17 protein-coding genes are annotated in these 15,022 nt (G+C 57.0%); all 17 read left to right on the top strand.

Features of this window, described 5'->3' with window-relative positions; genetic code table 11:
• Nucleotides 1-32: 32 nt before the first annotated feature.
• The 17 genes from M5D89_RS13700 to M5D89_RS13620 all read left to right on the top strand — a co-directional run bounded on the left by M5D89_RS13700 (nucleotide 33) and on the right by M5D89_RS13620 (nucleotide 14,996).
• Complete coding sequence (locus tag M5D89_RS13700) at nucleotides 33-719, top strand: 4Fe-4S dicluster domain-containing protein (RefSeq protein ID WP_248886352.1); 687 nt, start codon at nucleotides 33-35, stop codon at nucleotides 717-719.
• Nucleotides 720-731: 12 nt separating this feature from the next.
• Nucleotides 732-2,075, top strand: a complete 1,344-nt coding sequence (locus M5D89_RS13695) for a heterodisulfide reductase-related iron-sulfur binding cluster (RefSeq protein WP_248886351.1) — start codon at nucleotides 732-734, stop codon at nucleotides 2,073-2,075.
• Nucleotides 2,076-2,087: 12 nt separating this feature from the next.
• Nucleotides 2,088-3,143, top strand: a complete 1,056-nt coding sequence (locus M5D89_RS13690; protein WP_248886350.1) for a CoB--CoM heterodisulfide reductase iron-sulfur subunit A family protein — start codon at nucleotides 2,088-2,090, stop codon at nucleotides 3,141-3,143.
• A gap of 5 nt (nucleotides 3,144-3,148) precedes the next feature.
• On the top strand, nucleotides 3,149-3,943 hold the full coding sequence (locus M5D89_RS13685; RefSeq protein ID WP_248886482.1) for a hypothetical protein: 795 nt from the start codon (nucleotides 3,149-3,151) through the stop codon (nucleotides 3,941-3,943).
• A gap of 25 nt (nucleotides 3,944-3,968) precedes the next feature.
• Nucleotides 3,969-4,688, top strand: coding sequence for a 4Fe-4S dicluster domain-containing protein (locus tag M5D89_RS13680; RefSeq protein ID WP_248886349.1), 720 nt, complete (start codon nucleotides 3,969-3,971; stop codon nucleotides 4,686-4,688).
• Nucleotides 4,681-5,592: a CoB--CoM heterodisulfide reductase iron-sulfur subunit B family protein gene (locus tag M5D89_RS13675; RefSeq protein WP_248886348.1), complete on the top strand. Its 912-nt coding sequence runs from the start codon at nucleotides 4,681-4,683 to the stop codon at nucleotides 5,590-5,592. The genes M5D89_RS13680 and M5D89_RS13675 overlap by 8 nt, the downstream gene beginning before the upstream one ends.
• A 25-nt stretch (nucleotides 5,593-5,617) precedes the next feature.
• Entirely contained in the window at nucleotides 5,618-6,109 is a 492-nt protein-coding gene (locus M5D89_RS13670; RefSeq protein ID WP_248886347.1) for a biotin/lipoyl attachment domain-containing protein, read from the top strand.
• The gene (locus M5D89_RS13665) at nucleotides 6,106-6,501 is read left to right on the top strand and encodes a DsrE family protein (protein ID WP_248886346.1); all 396 of its coding nucleotides are present in this window, start codon (nucleotides 6,106-6,108) and stop codon (nucleotides 6,499-6,501) included. The genes M5D89_RS13670 and M5D89_RS13665 overlap by 4 nt, the downstream gene beginning before the upstream one ends.
• A 48-nt stretch (nucleotides 6,502-6,549) precedes the next feature.
• On the top strand, nucleotides 6,550-6,987 hold the full coding sequence (locus M5D89_RS13660) for a glycine cleavage system protein H (RefSeq protein WP_248886345.1): 438 nt from the start codon (nucleotides 6,550-6,552) through the stop codon (nucleotides 6,985-6,987).
• Between the two features lie 87 nt (nucleotides 6,988-7,074).
• Nucleotides 7,075-8,190 carry a radical SAM protein gene (locus M5D89_RS13655; RefSeq protein ID WP_248886344.1) on the top strand — a complete coding sequence of 372 codons (1,116 nt, stop codon included), beginning with the start codon at nucleotides 7,075-7,077 and terminating at the stop codon, nucleotides 8,188-8,190.
• Between the two features lie 13 nt (nucleotides 8,191-8,203).
• Complete coding sequence (locus M5D89_RS13650; protein ID WP_248886343.1) at nucleotides 8,204-9,292, top strand: lipoate--protein ligase family protein; 1,089 nt, start codon at nucleotides 8,204-8,206, stop codon at nucleotides 9,290-9,292.
• Nucleotides 9,289-10,341 (top strand): geranylgeranyl reductase family protein, encoded by a 1,053-nt coding sequence (locus M5D89_RS13645; RefSeq protein ID WP_248886481.1) that lies wholly within the window; start codon nucleotides 9,289-9,291, stop codon nucleotides 10,339-10,341. Before M5D89_RS13650 ends, M5D89_RS13645 begins: the two co-directional genes overlap by 4 nt.
• A 26-nt stretch (nucleotides 10,342-10,367) precedes the next feature.
• Nucleotides 10,368-11,504 (top strand): radical SAM protein, encoded by a 1,137-nt coding sequence (locus M5D89_RS13640; protein ID WP_248886342.1) that lies wholly within the window; start codon nucleotides 10,368-10,370, stop codon nucleotides 11,502-11,504.
• A 205-nt stretch (nucleotides 11,505-11,709) separates the two neighbouring features.
• Nucleotides 11,710-13,053 carry an OmpP1/FadL family transporter gene (locus tag M5D89_RS13635; RefSeq protein WP_248886341.1) on the top strand — a complete coding sequence of 448 codons (1,344 nt, stop codon included), beginning with the start codon at nucleotides 11,710-11,712 and terminating at the stop codon, nucleotides 13,051-13,053.
• A 131-nt stretch (nucleotides 13,054-13,184) separates the two neighbouring features.
• Entirely contained in the window at nucleotides 13,185-13,574 is a 390-nt protein-coding gene (locus M5D89_RS13630; protein WP_248886340.1) for a hypothetical protein, read from the top strand.
• 8 nt (nucleotides 13,575-13,582) lie between these two features.
• Nucleotides 13,583-14,611 (top strand): lipoyl protein ligase domain-containing protein, encoded by a 1,029-nt coding sequence (locus M5D89_RS13625; protein ID WP_248886339.1) that lies wholly within the window; start codon nucleotides 13,583-13,585, stop codon nucleotides 14,609-14,611.
• A gap of 13 nt (nucleotides 14,612-14,624) precedes the next feature.
• Nucleotides 14,625-14,996 carry a hypothetical protein gene (locus M5D89_RS13620; RefSeq protein ID WP_248886338.1) on the top strand — a complete coding sequence of 124 codons (372 nt, stop codon included), beginning with the start codon at nucleotides 14,625-14,627 and terminating at the stop codon, nucleotides 14,994-14,996.
• Nucleotides 14,997-15,022: the final 26 nt, after the last annotated feature.

Here is a 15,022-nt window from a genome sequence, read left to right as displayed (position 1 = left end):
TCGGTTTGCTAATGCTAGCGAGGAGCGAGTAAATGGCGACTTACGCTGAAATGAAAGAAATGTTCGATGAGATTCGGGCGGACTTCCGCTACGATCACGAACTTAACGGTTGTTTGAACTGCGGTATCTGTACCGCCACCTGTCCGTCGGCCCAATTTTATGATTATAGTCCGCGGGAGATCGTCCAGTTGCTGTGGACGGAAAACGTGGAACAGATCTATGACGCCATGCAGGAAAAGATCTGGGCCTGTGCCCAGTGCATGACTTGCGCGGCACGCTGTCCTTTCAAAAATTCCCCTGGTGGGCTAGTGATGATCATGCGCGAAGTATCCATTCGCCATGGTATGCAGTCGGCAAAGGATGTGTTGCGTCCCTTCGGTCGTGTGATGCTGAAGCTGATCACCACCGGTAACCAGCTCTCCCCCGACATGATCCAGCCTGATCATTTCCCGGACTGGGGTCCAAACATTCAGAAGGTGGAAGGTGATCTGCGCGTTCTACGCAAGGCCATCCCGGTGCGCACCTTGCAGACCGTGGAAACCGCTTGGGAAGTATCGCTGAAGACCTCAGTTGAAATGTACACCATTTGGGAAATGACCGGTGTTCTCAAATCTCTCGAAACCATGGATGAAAATCTCTTCGACGTGATCGAAGATTTCATTGATGAGAAGCGTGAGGACTATGAGGACTGGTTGGAAAGTCACGGCGACAACGTTTAAGGGGTGATGGAGATGAGTGAGAACACGACGAGTCAAGGGGTAGCTGGTCACGGCGCCTTTTTCCAGGACACCAACCTGAACGCGCAAGAGGCTGAAGCCGCGACGGCTTGGGTGCGCAATCACGTCGATCGCCGCACTGTGGATCTGGGCGAGCGCATGGACGACATCCGCGAGCACATGTGGGAACTCGAGAAAGAAGGCGAGATCATCGTCCACCGCATCAGCGACGAGCACAAGCCCATCGAGGTCGATACCCTCTTTGGCTGGAAGAAGCGCGTTCCCACCAACCAGCTCTGGCACCACAAGAGCTGCGGACAGTGTGGCAACATCCCCGGCTATCCCACCAGCCTTATGTGGTTTATGAACAAGTTCGGCATCGACTACCTCGATGAAACCGACCAGACCTCTTGCACCGCCTGGAACTACCACGGTTCCGGCATCGGCAATGTCGAATCCCTGGCGGCGGTGTTCCTGCGCAATTTCCATCAGGCCTACGTCTCCGGCAAGCAGCATGGCTTCGAGAACGGCCACTTCTATCCCCTGGTGCACTGCGGCACCTCCTTTGGCAACTACAAGGAGATCCGCAAGTACCTGATCGAATCTGCCGAGTTGCGCGAGAAGGTCAAGAAGATCCTCGGTAAGCTTGGGCGTCTGGTCGACGGCAAGATCGTCATCCCCGAAGAGGTCGTGCACTACAGCGAGTGGCTGCACGTGATGCGCAACCGCATTGCCAGCGATCTGCAGACCATCGACATGAGCAACATCCGCGTCACCGTCCATGCCGCCTGCCACTACTACAAGATGGTGGCGGAGGATGCGGTGTACGACAACAGTGTGCTGGGCGGCAACCGCACCGCGGTGGGTACCTCCACGGCCCAGGCCCTGGGCGCTCAGGTCATCGACTACTCCACCTGGTACGACTGCTGTGGCTTTGGCTTCCGCCACATCATCTCCGAGCGGGAATTCACCCGCAGCTTCACCATGAATCGCAAGATCAAGGTAGCACGGGAAGAGGCGAAGGCCGACGTCATGATTGGCATCGACACCGGCTGCATCACCACCATGGACAAGAACCAGTGGATCGGCAAGGCGCACGACATGAACTACTCCGTGCCGATCATGGCCGATGTGCAGTTGGCGGCCCTGGCCTGTGGTGCGGATCCCTTCAAGATCGTGCAGCTGCAGTGGCACGCCTCGCCCTGCGAGGACTTGGTGGAAAAGATGGGCATCAGCTGGGACAAGGCCAAGGCCGATTTCCAGGAATACCTGAAGCAGGTCGAGCAAGGGAATGTGGAGTACCTCTACAACCCCGAACTCGCTACCAATCAGCAAATCAATATGAAGACGGGTGCTTGAGGAGAACGATCAGTGAGTGCACAAGATACGGTTTTGGTAGTAGGTGCGGGTCCAGCGGGCCTTTCAGCAGCAGCCACGGTGGCTTCCATGGGCAAGAAGGCAGTGATCGTCGAGAAGGAAGACGTCCTCGGCGGCGCCCCCATCATTTCCGGGTATGCCAAGTTGGTTCCCTCTGGCGAATGGGCGAAGGACGCCATTGGCCGCATGGTCAGCCGCGTTGAGGGTGATGGTAACGTCAGCATCCACAAGTCGACCAAGGTTACGCAGCTTGACGGTGAGGCCGGTAACTTTACCGCTACGCTGAGCAATGGCAACAAGGTTGAGGCCGGCAGTATCGTTCTGGCAACGGGTTTCACCCACTTCGATTCCATCAATAAGCCAGAGTGGGGTTTCGGCACGTACGAAGACGTTCTGACCACCTCCCAGATGGAGCAGATGGTGGCTACGGGTAAGATTCAGTGCCCCTCCGATGGTCGCGTGCCAGAGCGCGTTGCTATCTTGCTTTGTGTTGGCTCGCGTGATCGCCAGATTGGGCGGGAGTGGTGCTCCAAGATCTGTTGCACGGTATCTGCCAACCTGGCTATGGAAATCAAAGAAATTTCCCCGAGCACGGACGTTTTCATTTACTACATGGACATCCGCACCTTTGGCTTGTATGAAGACAAGTTCTACTGGAAGAGCCAAGAAGAGTTCAAGACCAAGTTTGTCAAGGCGCGTATTGCCGAAGTGACGAAGTCCCCTGATGGACGTCTGCTGGTGAAGGGGGAAGATACCCTGGTGAAACGTCCCATCGTCATTCCGATGGATATCGTCGTGCACGCCATCGGTATGGATCCCAACGCCTTGAATCCAGAGATCGCCAAGACCTTCGGTATTGGCCTGGAGAAGCATGGTTTCATCGATCGTGCCGAGCAGTACACCAACAGCCAGGGCACGACCCGTAAGGGGATCTACACCTGCGGGGCTTCTACGGGACCGGAAGACATTGATACTTCTATCGCCCAGGGCCAATCTGCCGGCTCGCGTGCGGTGGCCGACCTCTACAGCGCTCAGAAAGTGGCTGTTTGATCCTGATGCAAGAAGAGTCCGTCGCTCCCGGCAAGCTGCCTATCGAGCTGGACCATGGCCTGCTCAAGAAATCGTTTTACGAGCTTGAGGAGGCCCTCGAAGGACAACAAGGTCTGTCAGACTTGATCGCCATGCTGGAAGAGAAGGGGCAGGTGTTTCAGTCCGTTCTCTCCGGGGTTGATCAAGGTTTGGATGAAGAGCAGATACGTCGGTTGGTGGAACGAATGTTCACGGCTCGGCGTAAGCTCTGGACGACCTTGGAGGAGCTCGGGCCCCAGCTTGTGGGTTCGGCGATTGCTGACTTGCTACATGGGCACGGCGACCTGAATCAGCGCATGCAGCGTTTTCAGGAGGCGATTCCAGCGCAGGGAAAGGCGCAGCGGGCGTTGCGGGATATGGCGGCGGAATTGTTGCATTTCTCTAGTCCGACGGTCTACCCACTCATGACCCGGTGGGTATGGGATCAGGGTACAAGCTCGGGGGCGGTGCGGGAGTTTGTCCGCGGTGGCGATTATCTATCGGATTTTCCCTTTGGGGAGAGTCCAGAGATGTTCGAAGGGGTGCGAGAGTGGATGCGGCAAGGCTTGTCGGAGCTTGGAGTATATCGCGATCTCCCCTATCTCATCGATGTTCTCCTGGCGTATCAATACTCCCAATACTTGCGGGCCATGGCAGAAGGGTTTCTGCGCTCGGACTTTGGCGGGCAATCGGATTTCATTGAGCAAATCCATAAGCTGCTGGGTGTTGAAACGCAGCGGCGGATGGGCGGCTCGCGGATCAAGGGTAACGACGTTCATTAGGTTTCTAATTTAGGAGTTCTTGGTTATGGCTATTCATGAGAAGACACTGATCGATCCCGATCGCATTCTCGAGCACGATCATTTGGTCGTAGATGGCGTGGATGTGTCCGGATCTTGGAATACCATGATCTCCCCTCGTACGTTGGTAGACTACGAGCCGGATTTCGAAAAGATCATCCAGAGCTACGGTGGCGGGGAAAATGTGCATCGCTGCTGGCAGTGTGGTTCTTGCACCAATTCCTGCACGATGTATGCGCAGAATGTGGATTTCAATCCACGCTATTGGATCTATCTGATTCGGCTGGGCTTGAAGGCCGAGTTGATGAAGGACAAGGACATCATTTGGCAGTGCGTTTCCTGTAATAAGTGCACCAACATCTGCCCCAAGGATGTGCGTCCGGAAGGGGTGATGAAGGCCACTGCACACTGGCTGGAAGAAAATGGTTACACCCCGAAGACCCTATCGACGCACTTTGATGAGGAGTTTACGCATCAGTGTCTGGAGTTCGGTCGGATTGAAGATACGGAAGTCATGATGGGCTTCTTCAAGCGTTCCGGTCAGCCTCTGGTGCAGACCTGGATCATCAATTTCGGCAAGAATCTGAGCAAGCACATGCCTCTTGGGCAGTTGGCCAAGATGGGGCTCAACGTTGTGTTCCGTCCCAAGACCAAGTCCTGGGGGCGCACCGGTGAGGTGCTGGCAGAGTACGTCAAGACGCAGAAGGAGGCAGCGCATCATGGCTAAGGTTGCATATTATCCCGGTTGTGCCTTGGAAGGATCAGGCGGCCCGTACGACAAGTCGACACGCGTGCTGGTTAAAGAGTTGGGTCTGGAGATGGAGAATCTCGAGGACTACAACTGCTGTGGCGCGATGGAAGTCAAGAATATTCATCCCATGCTGCAGACCTATATGTCGGCGCGGAACATGGCGATCGCCAGCAAACTGCAGGGCTGTGATACGGTCATGGCGCCCTGCAATGGCTGCTACCGCAATCTGAAGCAGACGGAATACGAATGCGCCACCTCGGAAGAGACGATGAAAACCGTGCAGGATCTGGCCGAGAAGGCGGGTGATCCGGTTTTCGAGAATGATGTACGCACCCTTCATGCTTTGGAGTGGTTCATGGAGGAGGTTGGTCCGGAGGGGATCAAAAGCCGCGTCAAGAAGAGCCTCAACGGTCTGAAGATTGCTAACTATTATGGGTGCATGTATACCCGGCCGCGGCAGATCTTTCCGGAGAAGGATCAAGGCCCAGGTTCGGAATCTTCCTATGCCCCGCATTTTATGGACGACCTGCTGAACGCTGCGGGTGCGGTTGCGGTGGATTTCCCTCTGAAGACGGCATGCTGCGGTGGTGCACACACTCTTTCCGATTCTGATACCTCCACCCAACTGGTCCTGAACATCCTGCAGGCGGCAGAAGATGCCGGCGCAGAAGTCATCGCCACAGAGTGTCCAACCTGTCACTCTGGCCTGGAGATGCATCAGGTCCGCGCTGAGGTAGAGTTTGGCATCAAATCCAACGTCAAGGTGATCTACTTCACGCAGTTGTTGGGCCTGGCCATGGGCTTGTCACCACGCAAAGTCGGTATTCCCGACAATGTCAGTGACTCGATGGACCTCCTTGCCGCCAAAGGTATCGCCTGAGAGCGCAGAGTAAAGGCGCCCCCACTTGGGGGCGTTTTTTTTCGTCGCTGACAACAACGAGGAAAAGGCCATGGAGTGTAACGGTTGTGAATTTCGCGCCGAACTCTACTACGACAAGGAGAGTCAGGTCTGGGCGCGACGGGAGGACGATGGTACCCTCACCGTTGGCATGACTGACATTTCTCAATCCATCGCCGGCAAGATTTTGCACGTTCGTGTGCGCCGCCCCGGCACCCGTCGGCCGATTGGTAAACCCGTCGCCACCATTGAGAGTGGCAAATGGGCAGGGCCTGTTCCCAATGTCTTTGATTGCATTATTGACCTGGCAAACGAGGACGTTCTCGAAGACCCCAATCTGCTGAATATCGAACCCTACGAAGCGTGGATCGCCCGCGTGCGTCCAGTGGCCAGCCTGGAAGTCGCCCTGAAGGATATGGTTACGGGAGAGGCGGCATTCGAGATGTACAAGGCGCGCTGTCTGCGCGATGACATTCACTGCGAGCGAGGTATGCGATGAGTAGCCACTACCTGGAGGATGGAGACGAAAAAACGGTCGTCATTGTCATGACCAGTGGACCAAGCACCGCGCATCGTTGTGCAACGCCCTTTTATCTTGGTTCCTTGTTGTCATCCATGGATGCAGAGGTTAAGATTTTTTGCACCATGGAAGCGGTGAAACTCATGGAAAAGGGTGTTGCCGAGAACATGGCAGCCATGGAAGGCGGCAAACGCATCATCGATTTCATTCGTGATGCCAAGAATGCGGGCGTAGAACTATATGTGTGTCGTCCTGCGTTGCCGGGTTATGCCATGGAAGAGACGGGTCTGATCGATGAGGTCGACCATATCGCTTCCGCTGGGGATCTTGCCGATCTCATACTATCGGTAGATCGCTTGTTATTTTTCTGAGGGATCCGTCCCTGACTGTTTATTTCCGTACACCCCAAGGAGGGCAATATGGGTACCGTTCGTGGTTGTGAAATTCCAGAAGATCTGATGTATAACGTTGAAAACAACGTATGGCTGCGCAAGGAAGATGATGGCAGCGTCACCATTGGCATGACGGCTTATGCCTGTGCGTTGGCGGGTCAGATCGTCTCCTATACCCCGAAGGCTGCTGGAAAGGACATCAAAAAAGACAAGTCTGCTGCCACCGTAGAATCTGGAAAGTGGGTGGGCCCTCTGAAGAGCCCCGTGAGTGGTACGGTAACCGAGAGCAATGAAGAAGTGGCCAAGGACCCTGGCCTGATCAACAAGGATCCTTATGGTAGCGGTTGGGTCGCCAAGCTGAAGCCTGCGGATTTTGATGGCGATGCCGGTGATCTGAAAACCGGGGCCGATGCCTTGGCGGCATTTGAAGAGAAGATGAACGCCGACGGCTTTGGCGGCTGCTGATTTCGGTCCGGTCATCCTCAGCGGCTGCCGCGGCAGCCGCTGTTCCCATTTTTCTAGCGCAGGACGGACGAGCTCATGAATCCATGGTTGGACGCTGTATCTCAGGTTGAGGCCCTTGAAGACCTGCACCTCGACTCCAGACTGGTAACGTCGATGCGTGAACGTTGGCAGGGACTGTCGGGAAGCCAGGTTGGGCGAATCAATTTCTATACGCCATCGTTCCGTCACCACGAGACGTCAGAGTTGTCTACCACCAGCTGTGGTAAGAATGCCTTCCCGGCCATTTCCATTACCGGCGGCGACTGCAAACTGCAGTGTGATCACTGCAAAGCAAAAATTCTCGAACCGATGATCCCCGTGCGCTCTCCGGAAGAGCTTGATCGCTTGGTCGATCAGATCGTACTGGATGGCGGACGCGGGTTATTGTTATCTGGCGGATCTGACCATCAAAACGTCGTTCATTATGAACCGTATTTCCCCACCGTCAGTAAGATCAAGGCGCGCTATCCAGACCTGCAGATTGCCATGCACACCGGCATCGCGACGCCAGAATTTGCCCGCGGTATGGAAGATGCGGGGGTGGACGTGGCCATGATGGACGTCATTGGTGCGCAGGATACCATCTCCCAGGTCTATCATTTGCGCCGCAGTGTCGATGATTTCGAGGCAGCGCTGGAGGCGCTGGTCGCCACCAAGATGAAGGTGGTACCGCACATTGTCATTGGCTTGCACTACGGTGAGATGCTGGGGGAGTGGAATTCGCTGGAAATTGTGCAGCGTCATCTGCCCAGCGCTTTGGTCCTGGTGGTGATCATGTCCCAGTATGCCAGCCAGAGTCGGCCTTTCGCGACACCCCCCAGCGCCGAGGTTGGTAAGTTCTTTATGGACGCTCGCGCCACTTTGCCCGATACCCCGGTATTGCTGGGTTGCGCCCGTCCCGGCGGAGTACATCGCTCCGAGACGGATAGCTACGCCGTGATGGCGGGCCTGAACGGGATCGCCTTTCCCTCCGACGGGATGCTTGCTCTGGCCAAGCACCTGGACCGTGATGTCTTCGTTACCCCTTCCTGTTGCTCCATGATCGTGGGGGAAGAAGTCCTGGCCTTGGGTGAGGAATCAGGGGCCATTCCTCTCGATCATATTCCCGCGGCACCGAAGCGTCGTCCCGCGTTGCGCGATATTCCCATTGTCGTGACCGCCTGAGCGGCACGCCGTTATGCAAGGGCGGGAAAAGGGGCAGCGGGGCGCTGAGGCGCGTTGGTCGGTTATCGATACCGGCCTGCGCGACGCGGACGAGAACATGGCCCTCGACCATGCACTGGTCGCTGCCGTGGCAGAAGGCGGTTGCTCGCCGATATTTCGTTTCCTGCATTTCCGCGACTGCGCCTTGCTGGGGCATCACCAGTCGCCGCAACAGGAACTGGATCTCGCCTTTTGTGCTGCGGAAGGCGTGGCAGTGCAGCGGCGCCTGACGGGCGGCGGGGCGATCATTTTTGATCCGACCCAGCTCGGTTGGGAATTGGTCTGCCGGCGCGAAGACTTGCCCGCTGGTGACATGAGTTTTCTCGCGCAAGAGATTTGTGAAGCGGCGGCCTTGGGGCTGCGCCAGCTGGGCGTGGATGCACAATTCCGCCCGCGCAACGACATTGAGGTAGGTGGGCGCAAGGTTTCCGGTACGGGCGGGATCATCGATGGCAAGGTCGTCTTGTTTCAGGGGACGGTGCTGATCGACTTGGACATTCCGCGCATGCTACGGATTCTGCGCGTGCCGGCAGAGAAGCTGAACGCCCACGCCATACAGTCCGTCGCGGAACGGGTGACCAGCTTACGCGCCTTGCTCGGACGCTTGCCGGCGAAAGAAGAGGTGAAGTCGGCCTTGTTGCAGGGTTTCCGCGACTATTTTTCCTGGGATCTACAGGAGGCGCCCCTCCCCGTGCAGGTGGAAAGTCACCTGGCTGAGGCGCTGGCCACAGTGCGGGATCCGGAATGGTTGCAGTTGCAGGATCGCCCGCAGAGCGAGCAACCTTTCTTGCAAGCGGTTCACCGCGGTACTGGTGGCACCCTACGCAGCGAACTGCTCTGGGACGCGCGGGGAAGACGTATCCGCCAGATCGCTTTCAGCGGGGATTTTTTTATACAACCGCGGCGTGCAGTCATTGATCTGGAGGCGGCCTTACGGAATAGCCACATTGATGATCTGCCGCAAATCGTCGAGCGTTGGTACCAGGATACCTCGGTTGATGCCTTAGGCTTGGTGCCGCAGGATTTTGTCACCGTCGTGCTGGAGGCGTTACCGTGCGCATGATCGATTGTGACGTTCTGGTAGTCGGTGTTGGCCCTGGTGGAGCAGCGGCGGCGCGGGCCACGGCGGCGGCGGGGTTGCGTACCCTTGCTGTTGATAAAAGAACAGAAATCGGCTTGCCGGTACAGTGCGCAGAATTTGTGCCGATGCCTCTGATGCGCACGGTTCATGAAACCCTGTCGCGGGTGCAGGAGGTGAGCGGCATGCTGACCTTCTTGCCATCGGGGAGTAGCGAACATTCCGAATTTCCTGGGCTCATGATCGACCGTGCGCGCTTTGATCAAGGACTCGCCCAGATGGCGGAGGATGCCGGTGCCGAGCTCTGGCGGCAGACCCAGTTTCGCTCCTGGGATGGCGAGATCGCGCAAATCCAGCATCAGGGCGAAATGATTGCCGTGCGACCCCGCTTTCTGCTGGGCGCGGATGGGCCACATAGCGCCGTTGCTGCGGCCCTTGGCCTGCCAGATCAGGCGGTCGTCTTCACGCGGCAATACACCGTGCCCCTCTTGCAGCCTTATCAGGACACCGACATTTTTCTGTCCGATGCCTTCCCCGGCGGATATGCTTGGCTGTTTCCCCGCGGGCCGGTGGCCAACCTGGGTCTGGGGGCAGATCGACGCTTCGAGAGCAATCTGAAGGCGCCTCTTGCTACTCTCCATGAGCAGATGCAGGGCCGCGGCATTGTCGGCGCCGAGATTCTCGGACGTACCGGCGGTGCCATCCCCGTCGGGGGCATTCGTCCGATGGTCCATGACCGCGCCCTGCTGCTGGGGGATGCGGCTGGCCTGACCCATCCGATCACCGGGGCAGGAATTCCGGCGGCAGTAATCAGCGGCGCCGCGGCGGGGGAGGCAGCTGATGCCTGGCTTGCTGGTGATGGTGATGCCCTGGAAGAGTATGCGGAAGATATGACGGACCAGTTTGGTCCTGCTTTGCAGCGAGCGGTGCAGCGCCGTAGCGCGTTGGAGGCCGTGTGGCGGAAGCCGGCGGCGCAGGAGGATCGCGTCATGCGGTCTGGATGGATTGCCTTTGAGGAATATTTTGCCGCCTGAGGGCGGATTGTCGAGGAGGATTTCACATGAGTGCGGTAGCCCCGGAAACCAATCAGCCCTTGAACTTTTACCGGCCGGACTATTTCGTCAAGACGCCGGCCATGCGTTCTCCCGACTATGTGCAGTTGAGCACGGCAGCTGCGATTACCCTGGGACTCGTCCCTGGCGTCATGCACCGGACCAGTTGCACGCATTGTCTGAATCTGCTCATGACCTACCCGGAGGGTTGTCGGGCCAACTGCACCTACTGTGGTTTGGCGCGGCACCGGGAAGAAAGCCGGGATTATGCCGACCGTAATTTCATTCGCGTAGACTGGCCGACGGTGCGGGTAGATGAGATGCTGGAGCGCATCGCGGCGAATAGCGATAAGGGCCAGTTTGAGCGCATGTGCATCAGCATGATCACCCATCCGGACTCGGATTATGACACGCAGGTCGTGCTCAAGCGCTGGATGGAAGCGGCACCGCACATCCCAGTCTCGATCCTCTCCAATCCGACGACCATGGAGAAGCAGGATCTGATTACGCTGAAGGAGTTGGGCGCCGACATCTTCACTGTGGCTCTCGATGCCGTGACTCCGGAGATCTTTGAGCGCACCCGCGGCAAGACAGTACAGAGCCCGCACTCCTGGGACAAGTACTGGCAGGCGATCGAATGGGCCGCGGAAATTTATGGACCGGAGAAGTTTGGCGCGCACCTGATCTGCGGTATGGGCGAGACGGAGCAGGAAATTCTGCAGGTCTGCCAGCGCATGAAGGATATGGGTGGTCACAATCATATGTTCGCCTTCTTCCCAGAAAAGGGGTCGATGATGGAAGATTGGGATCCGGTGCCGCAGGACCAGTGGCGGCGCGTGCAGTTGGGCCGCTTCCTCATCGATTATGCCGGTGGGCGCTTTGAGGACATGAGCTTTGACGAGTATGGTCGGGTGGCAGACTTTGGTTTCCCCCAGGCCGAACTGGAAGACATCATCGACTCGGGCAAACCCTTCCAGACCTCTGGTTGCCCGGGCAAGGATGATGAGGAAGTGAGCGCCTGCAATCGTCCCTATGGCGATTCTTCGCCCTCGGACATTCGTTCTTTCCCTTTCGCCCTCAACAAGCAGGACGTGGAGATCGTGCGGCGCCAGATGCGTCTGCAGGAACTGCAGTTCCCCGGCTGAGCGGGATCCTACAGAGTTTGGCAGGACAGGGGGCCGCTGGCCCCCTTTTCCGTGTAAAATTAGCATGTCATGATAAGCAATATAATGAAATCGCAGTATTTTCTCCTTTGATCAAATCGCAAAAAACTTTGATTGTGACAGTTCTTGCAACACTTTGACCTATCCGCCACAATCGGAGCACGTTTTGACAACAGAGGGCGGAGAAGTGAAAAAGAAATCCGGAATAGTAGGTCTTGCAGTTGCTGCAGCACTTGCCGCAGCAGGTTTCTCGGGTAGCGCCTTTGCCACCGATGGCTACCAGTTGATTGGTATTGGTCAGTACGCTATCGGCATGGGTGGGGCTGTTGTGGCTGCGCCCGATGATCCCTTGTCCGCCGCCATCAGCAACCCAGCTGGACTGGCGTTGATGCATCCGCAAGCGGCTTTTTCTGCGGAAGTTTTCAACCCAACACGCAAGACGAACATGGGTTTTGGGGAGATTGGTAGTCACAGTAACGTATATGGTGTCCCAGCAATTGGCTGGGTAGCGCCGGCGTTTGGTGACGGTATTGTGTTCGGTGGCGGTGTGTATGGAACATCTGGTTTAGGAGTTAACTATCTCCAAAATGTTGCTCCCAATCCTCAGGGCCTTCCTTATGGTGGATATGCCCAAGCCTATAGCAGTATCACTTTCATTCAGATGGCTCCGTCCATTGCAATGAAGGTTAACTCGCACCTAGCAATTGGTGCCTCGTTGAACATCGCTGCCGAGCAAGGCTCTTTTCAGCAGACTCTTACTCAGTTTGCCCCAGCCACAGTGGTTCAGCCTGGCGTTGGTTCCTTCAATACGGTGGTTCCTGTAACGTCCGGAATCAACTTGTCCACCCCTTCATGGGCTTATGGTGTCGGATTAACGTTAGGGGCACTTTACAAGGTCAACGATATGGTAACCTTGGGAGCGGCGTATAAATCACCCATGATCTTTACGCCTATGACGTTTCAAGGGGGAGCACAAGTTGCCCCCAACGGTACGCCTGGTAACCCAGGTCAGTACAGTGGCCATCTAAATTATCCACAGCAGATCGCCTTGGGTCTGGCTATTCGTCCCACACGTCAGTGGCTGGTCAGTGTCGAGGGACAATGGATTAACTGGCACAATACTCTGAACACCTTCAATATTTATGGACCTTGGCAAGGCACGAATGTTGAAGCACTTCCCCTGAATTGGCGCAATCAGTGGGTTGCCAACATCGGCACGCAGTACGACCTTACGAATTGGTTGCAGGTTCGGGCGGGTTATACGTGGGGCTCCAATCCGGTGCCAAACAATAGCGCCGCAATTGCCTCAAACACCATTTTCCCGGCCATTGTGCAAAATGCAATCACCTTTGGTGCGACCCAGAAGTTGGGTATGGGTTGGAAGTTGACTGAGGCCTATATGCATGCCTTCAGCAACACAATGACCGGAGAGCCCGGTTCGGCACCTTTTGCTCCTGGCGATCCACTGCAGGCCGCTTCGTCGACCCTCGGCGAAAACTCTTACGGGCTACAGGTCGGCTACGAGTTCTAAGACTATACCCCTCCTCAAGGGTACAGGGGCGACGAAAGTCGCCCCTTTTTTATTGGATGTCCTAGCGCTCGGGCTTGCATCTGAGTCCTCTAGGCCAGACACTAGGCGGCGACCGATAGCGAGAGGTGTCCATGAAGACCATTCCCATTGCCGATGTCAGCAGTATCAAAAATGAACTCAACAAGTACAAGAAGGGCAAGAAGCTCGAAATTCCCCGCTTCAATCAACTCGCGCGCATGGCCTACTTGGGTCGCTTGGTAATGACGCCCCTGGACCCCGAGGACCTGTCCTGCCAGTCCTACCTGGTGCATGTACAAGAGCCGCAAGGCTTGGCGGCGCACTTCATTGATTTGGACGAAGACCTCCTCGATGCCATTCTGATCCTCGATGGGGAACAAGCCCAGGCCATCGCTGCCATCCTACAGCAAGGCGTGCAGGATCGTGCTCACTGGCATGAAGAGCTGAACCAGCGCGATTTCTATTTTTCCTCCTTCTACCGGCCCAAGGAACGCGCCGAGTAACGGTTTCTGTGCCAGTCCTGGGAACGATGGAGCGGCTGCGCTGGCTTGACCTCGGCCATCTTTCCGCCAGCGCCCTGCACCAAGCCTATCAAGCATTGGCCACGCTGCGGCGGGCGGAGGATCCCAGTCTTCTGGTGCTGGCAAGTGCCGAACCCCATCTCAGTCTGGGTGCCTCGCAGGTGGCAGGGCTGGAGCTGGATCGTGATGCTTGTGCCTCGTCTCTGCCGATTATCCAACGGCCCATTGGCGGTGGACTGGTCTGGGTGGAGCCCGCGCATCTGAACTATTTTCTGTTGGTCACGCCGACTGCCCAGCGGCGCCGTCCGGAACAGTTGCTGGCGGCCATTGCCCCAATAATTCAGGCAGTGCATGCGCATTTTGGTATATCCGTTGAACTTGCCGCGGAGCAAGAATTTCGCTGTCGGGGGCGACGGATCGGGAGCACCGGTGCGGCGAGTATCGGCAACAGTTTGGTGCTCGCTGGGAGTTATTTGTTGCACACCGACTGGGTGGGCTTCGCCGACCGGGTGGCGGCACCATCCAGGGGCTTTCGCGCCACCCTCCGGCAAGCCTTATCCGCCTCCCTGACCAGTTGGGCTGAAGAACGGCAAATAGCAGTGCCTGCCCATACCCGGATCAAGCAGGTTTGGCAGGAGCAGTTGCAGACCCAGAGCTGGCAGGTCATGGAGGGGGCACTGAGTGGCGCGGAACGTGCGGCCATGCTGCAGGCAGAGCTGGAACCGGTAGACTGGGAGGGAGGCGGGCGCCGGCGCGTGGCGAATGGGATCAAACTACGCGCTGGGGCTTTTCTCACGGAAAGACACTGGCCCGACGGCTGGCTGCGGGTATGGACGGAAGATGGTCGCTACCGCGCAGTGGAGAGTAACGTCTTGCCAGGGGAAATCTGCCGGGCTCTGGTGGGAATGTCGGCGGATTCACCGCAACACAGGGCGCTTTTTGCCAGAGTTCTGGGCGACGCTGCGGAGCATTGGCAGCGGCGTCTGCACGAGCTTACCGTGTGGACCGATCAATTGTGAACAGGAGAAACCGATGCCAACGATCCAAGACCGCCTACGCAAGCGATTGATCTGGATGAGTACGGACGAGGAGATGCTGAGTGCGGCGCGTGCCGCTTTGCCGCCCGAATGGTCACTGACTGCAGCACTTGCGGTTGAGGAATTTGACGACTGGCAGGAGATCCTCTTGCATCGCTTTCTGATGTTGGACCTGGACGACCCGGCGATCGACCCTGCGATTATCGACGAAATCCGCCGCGAGCATCAGCTCAACATTCCGATCTTTTGCTATGGTGGCAGCGAGGAACAGCGCCTCGCTGCGCGTTCGGCGCGGGCGGACCGCTTCTTCGAAAAAGAGGAAATCCTGGCGCGATTACCCGAATTTCTGCGCCAGTTCTCTTGGTAAGTGTCGCTGCCCACCCGTGGGTGGGC

It is taken from the genome of Acidithiobacillus acidisediminis (assembly GCF_023277115.1).
Classification (GTDB): Bacteria; Pseudomonadota; Gammaproteobacteria; order Acidithiobacillales; family Acidithiobacillaceae; genus Igneacidithiobacillus; species Igneacidithiobacillus acidisediminis.
This window is presented reverse-complemented; position numbering and strand designations above follow the sequence as displayed.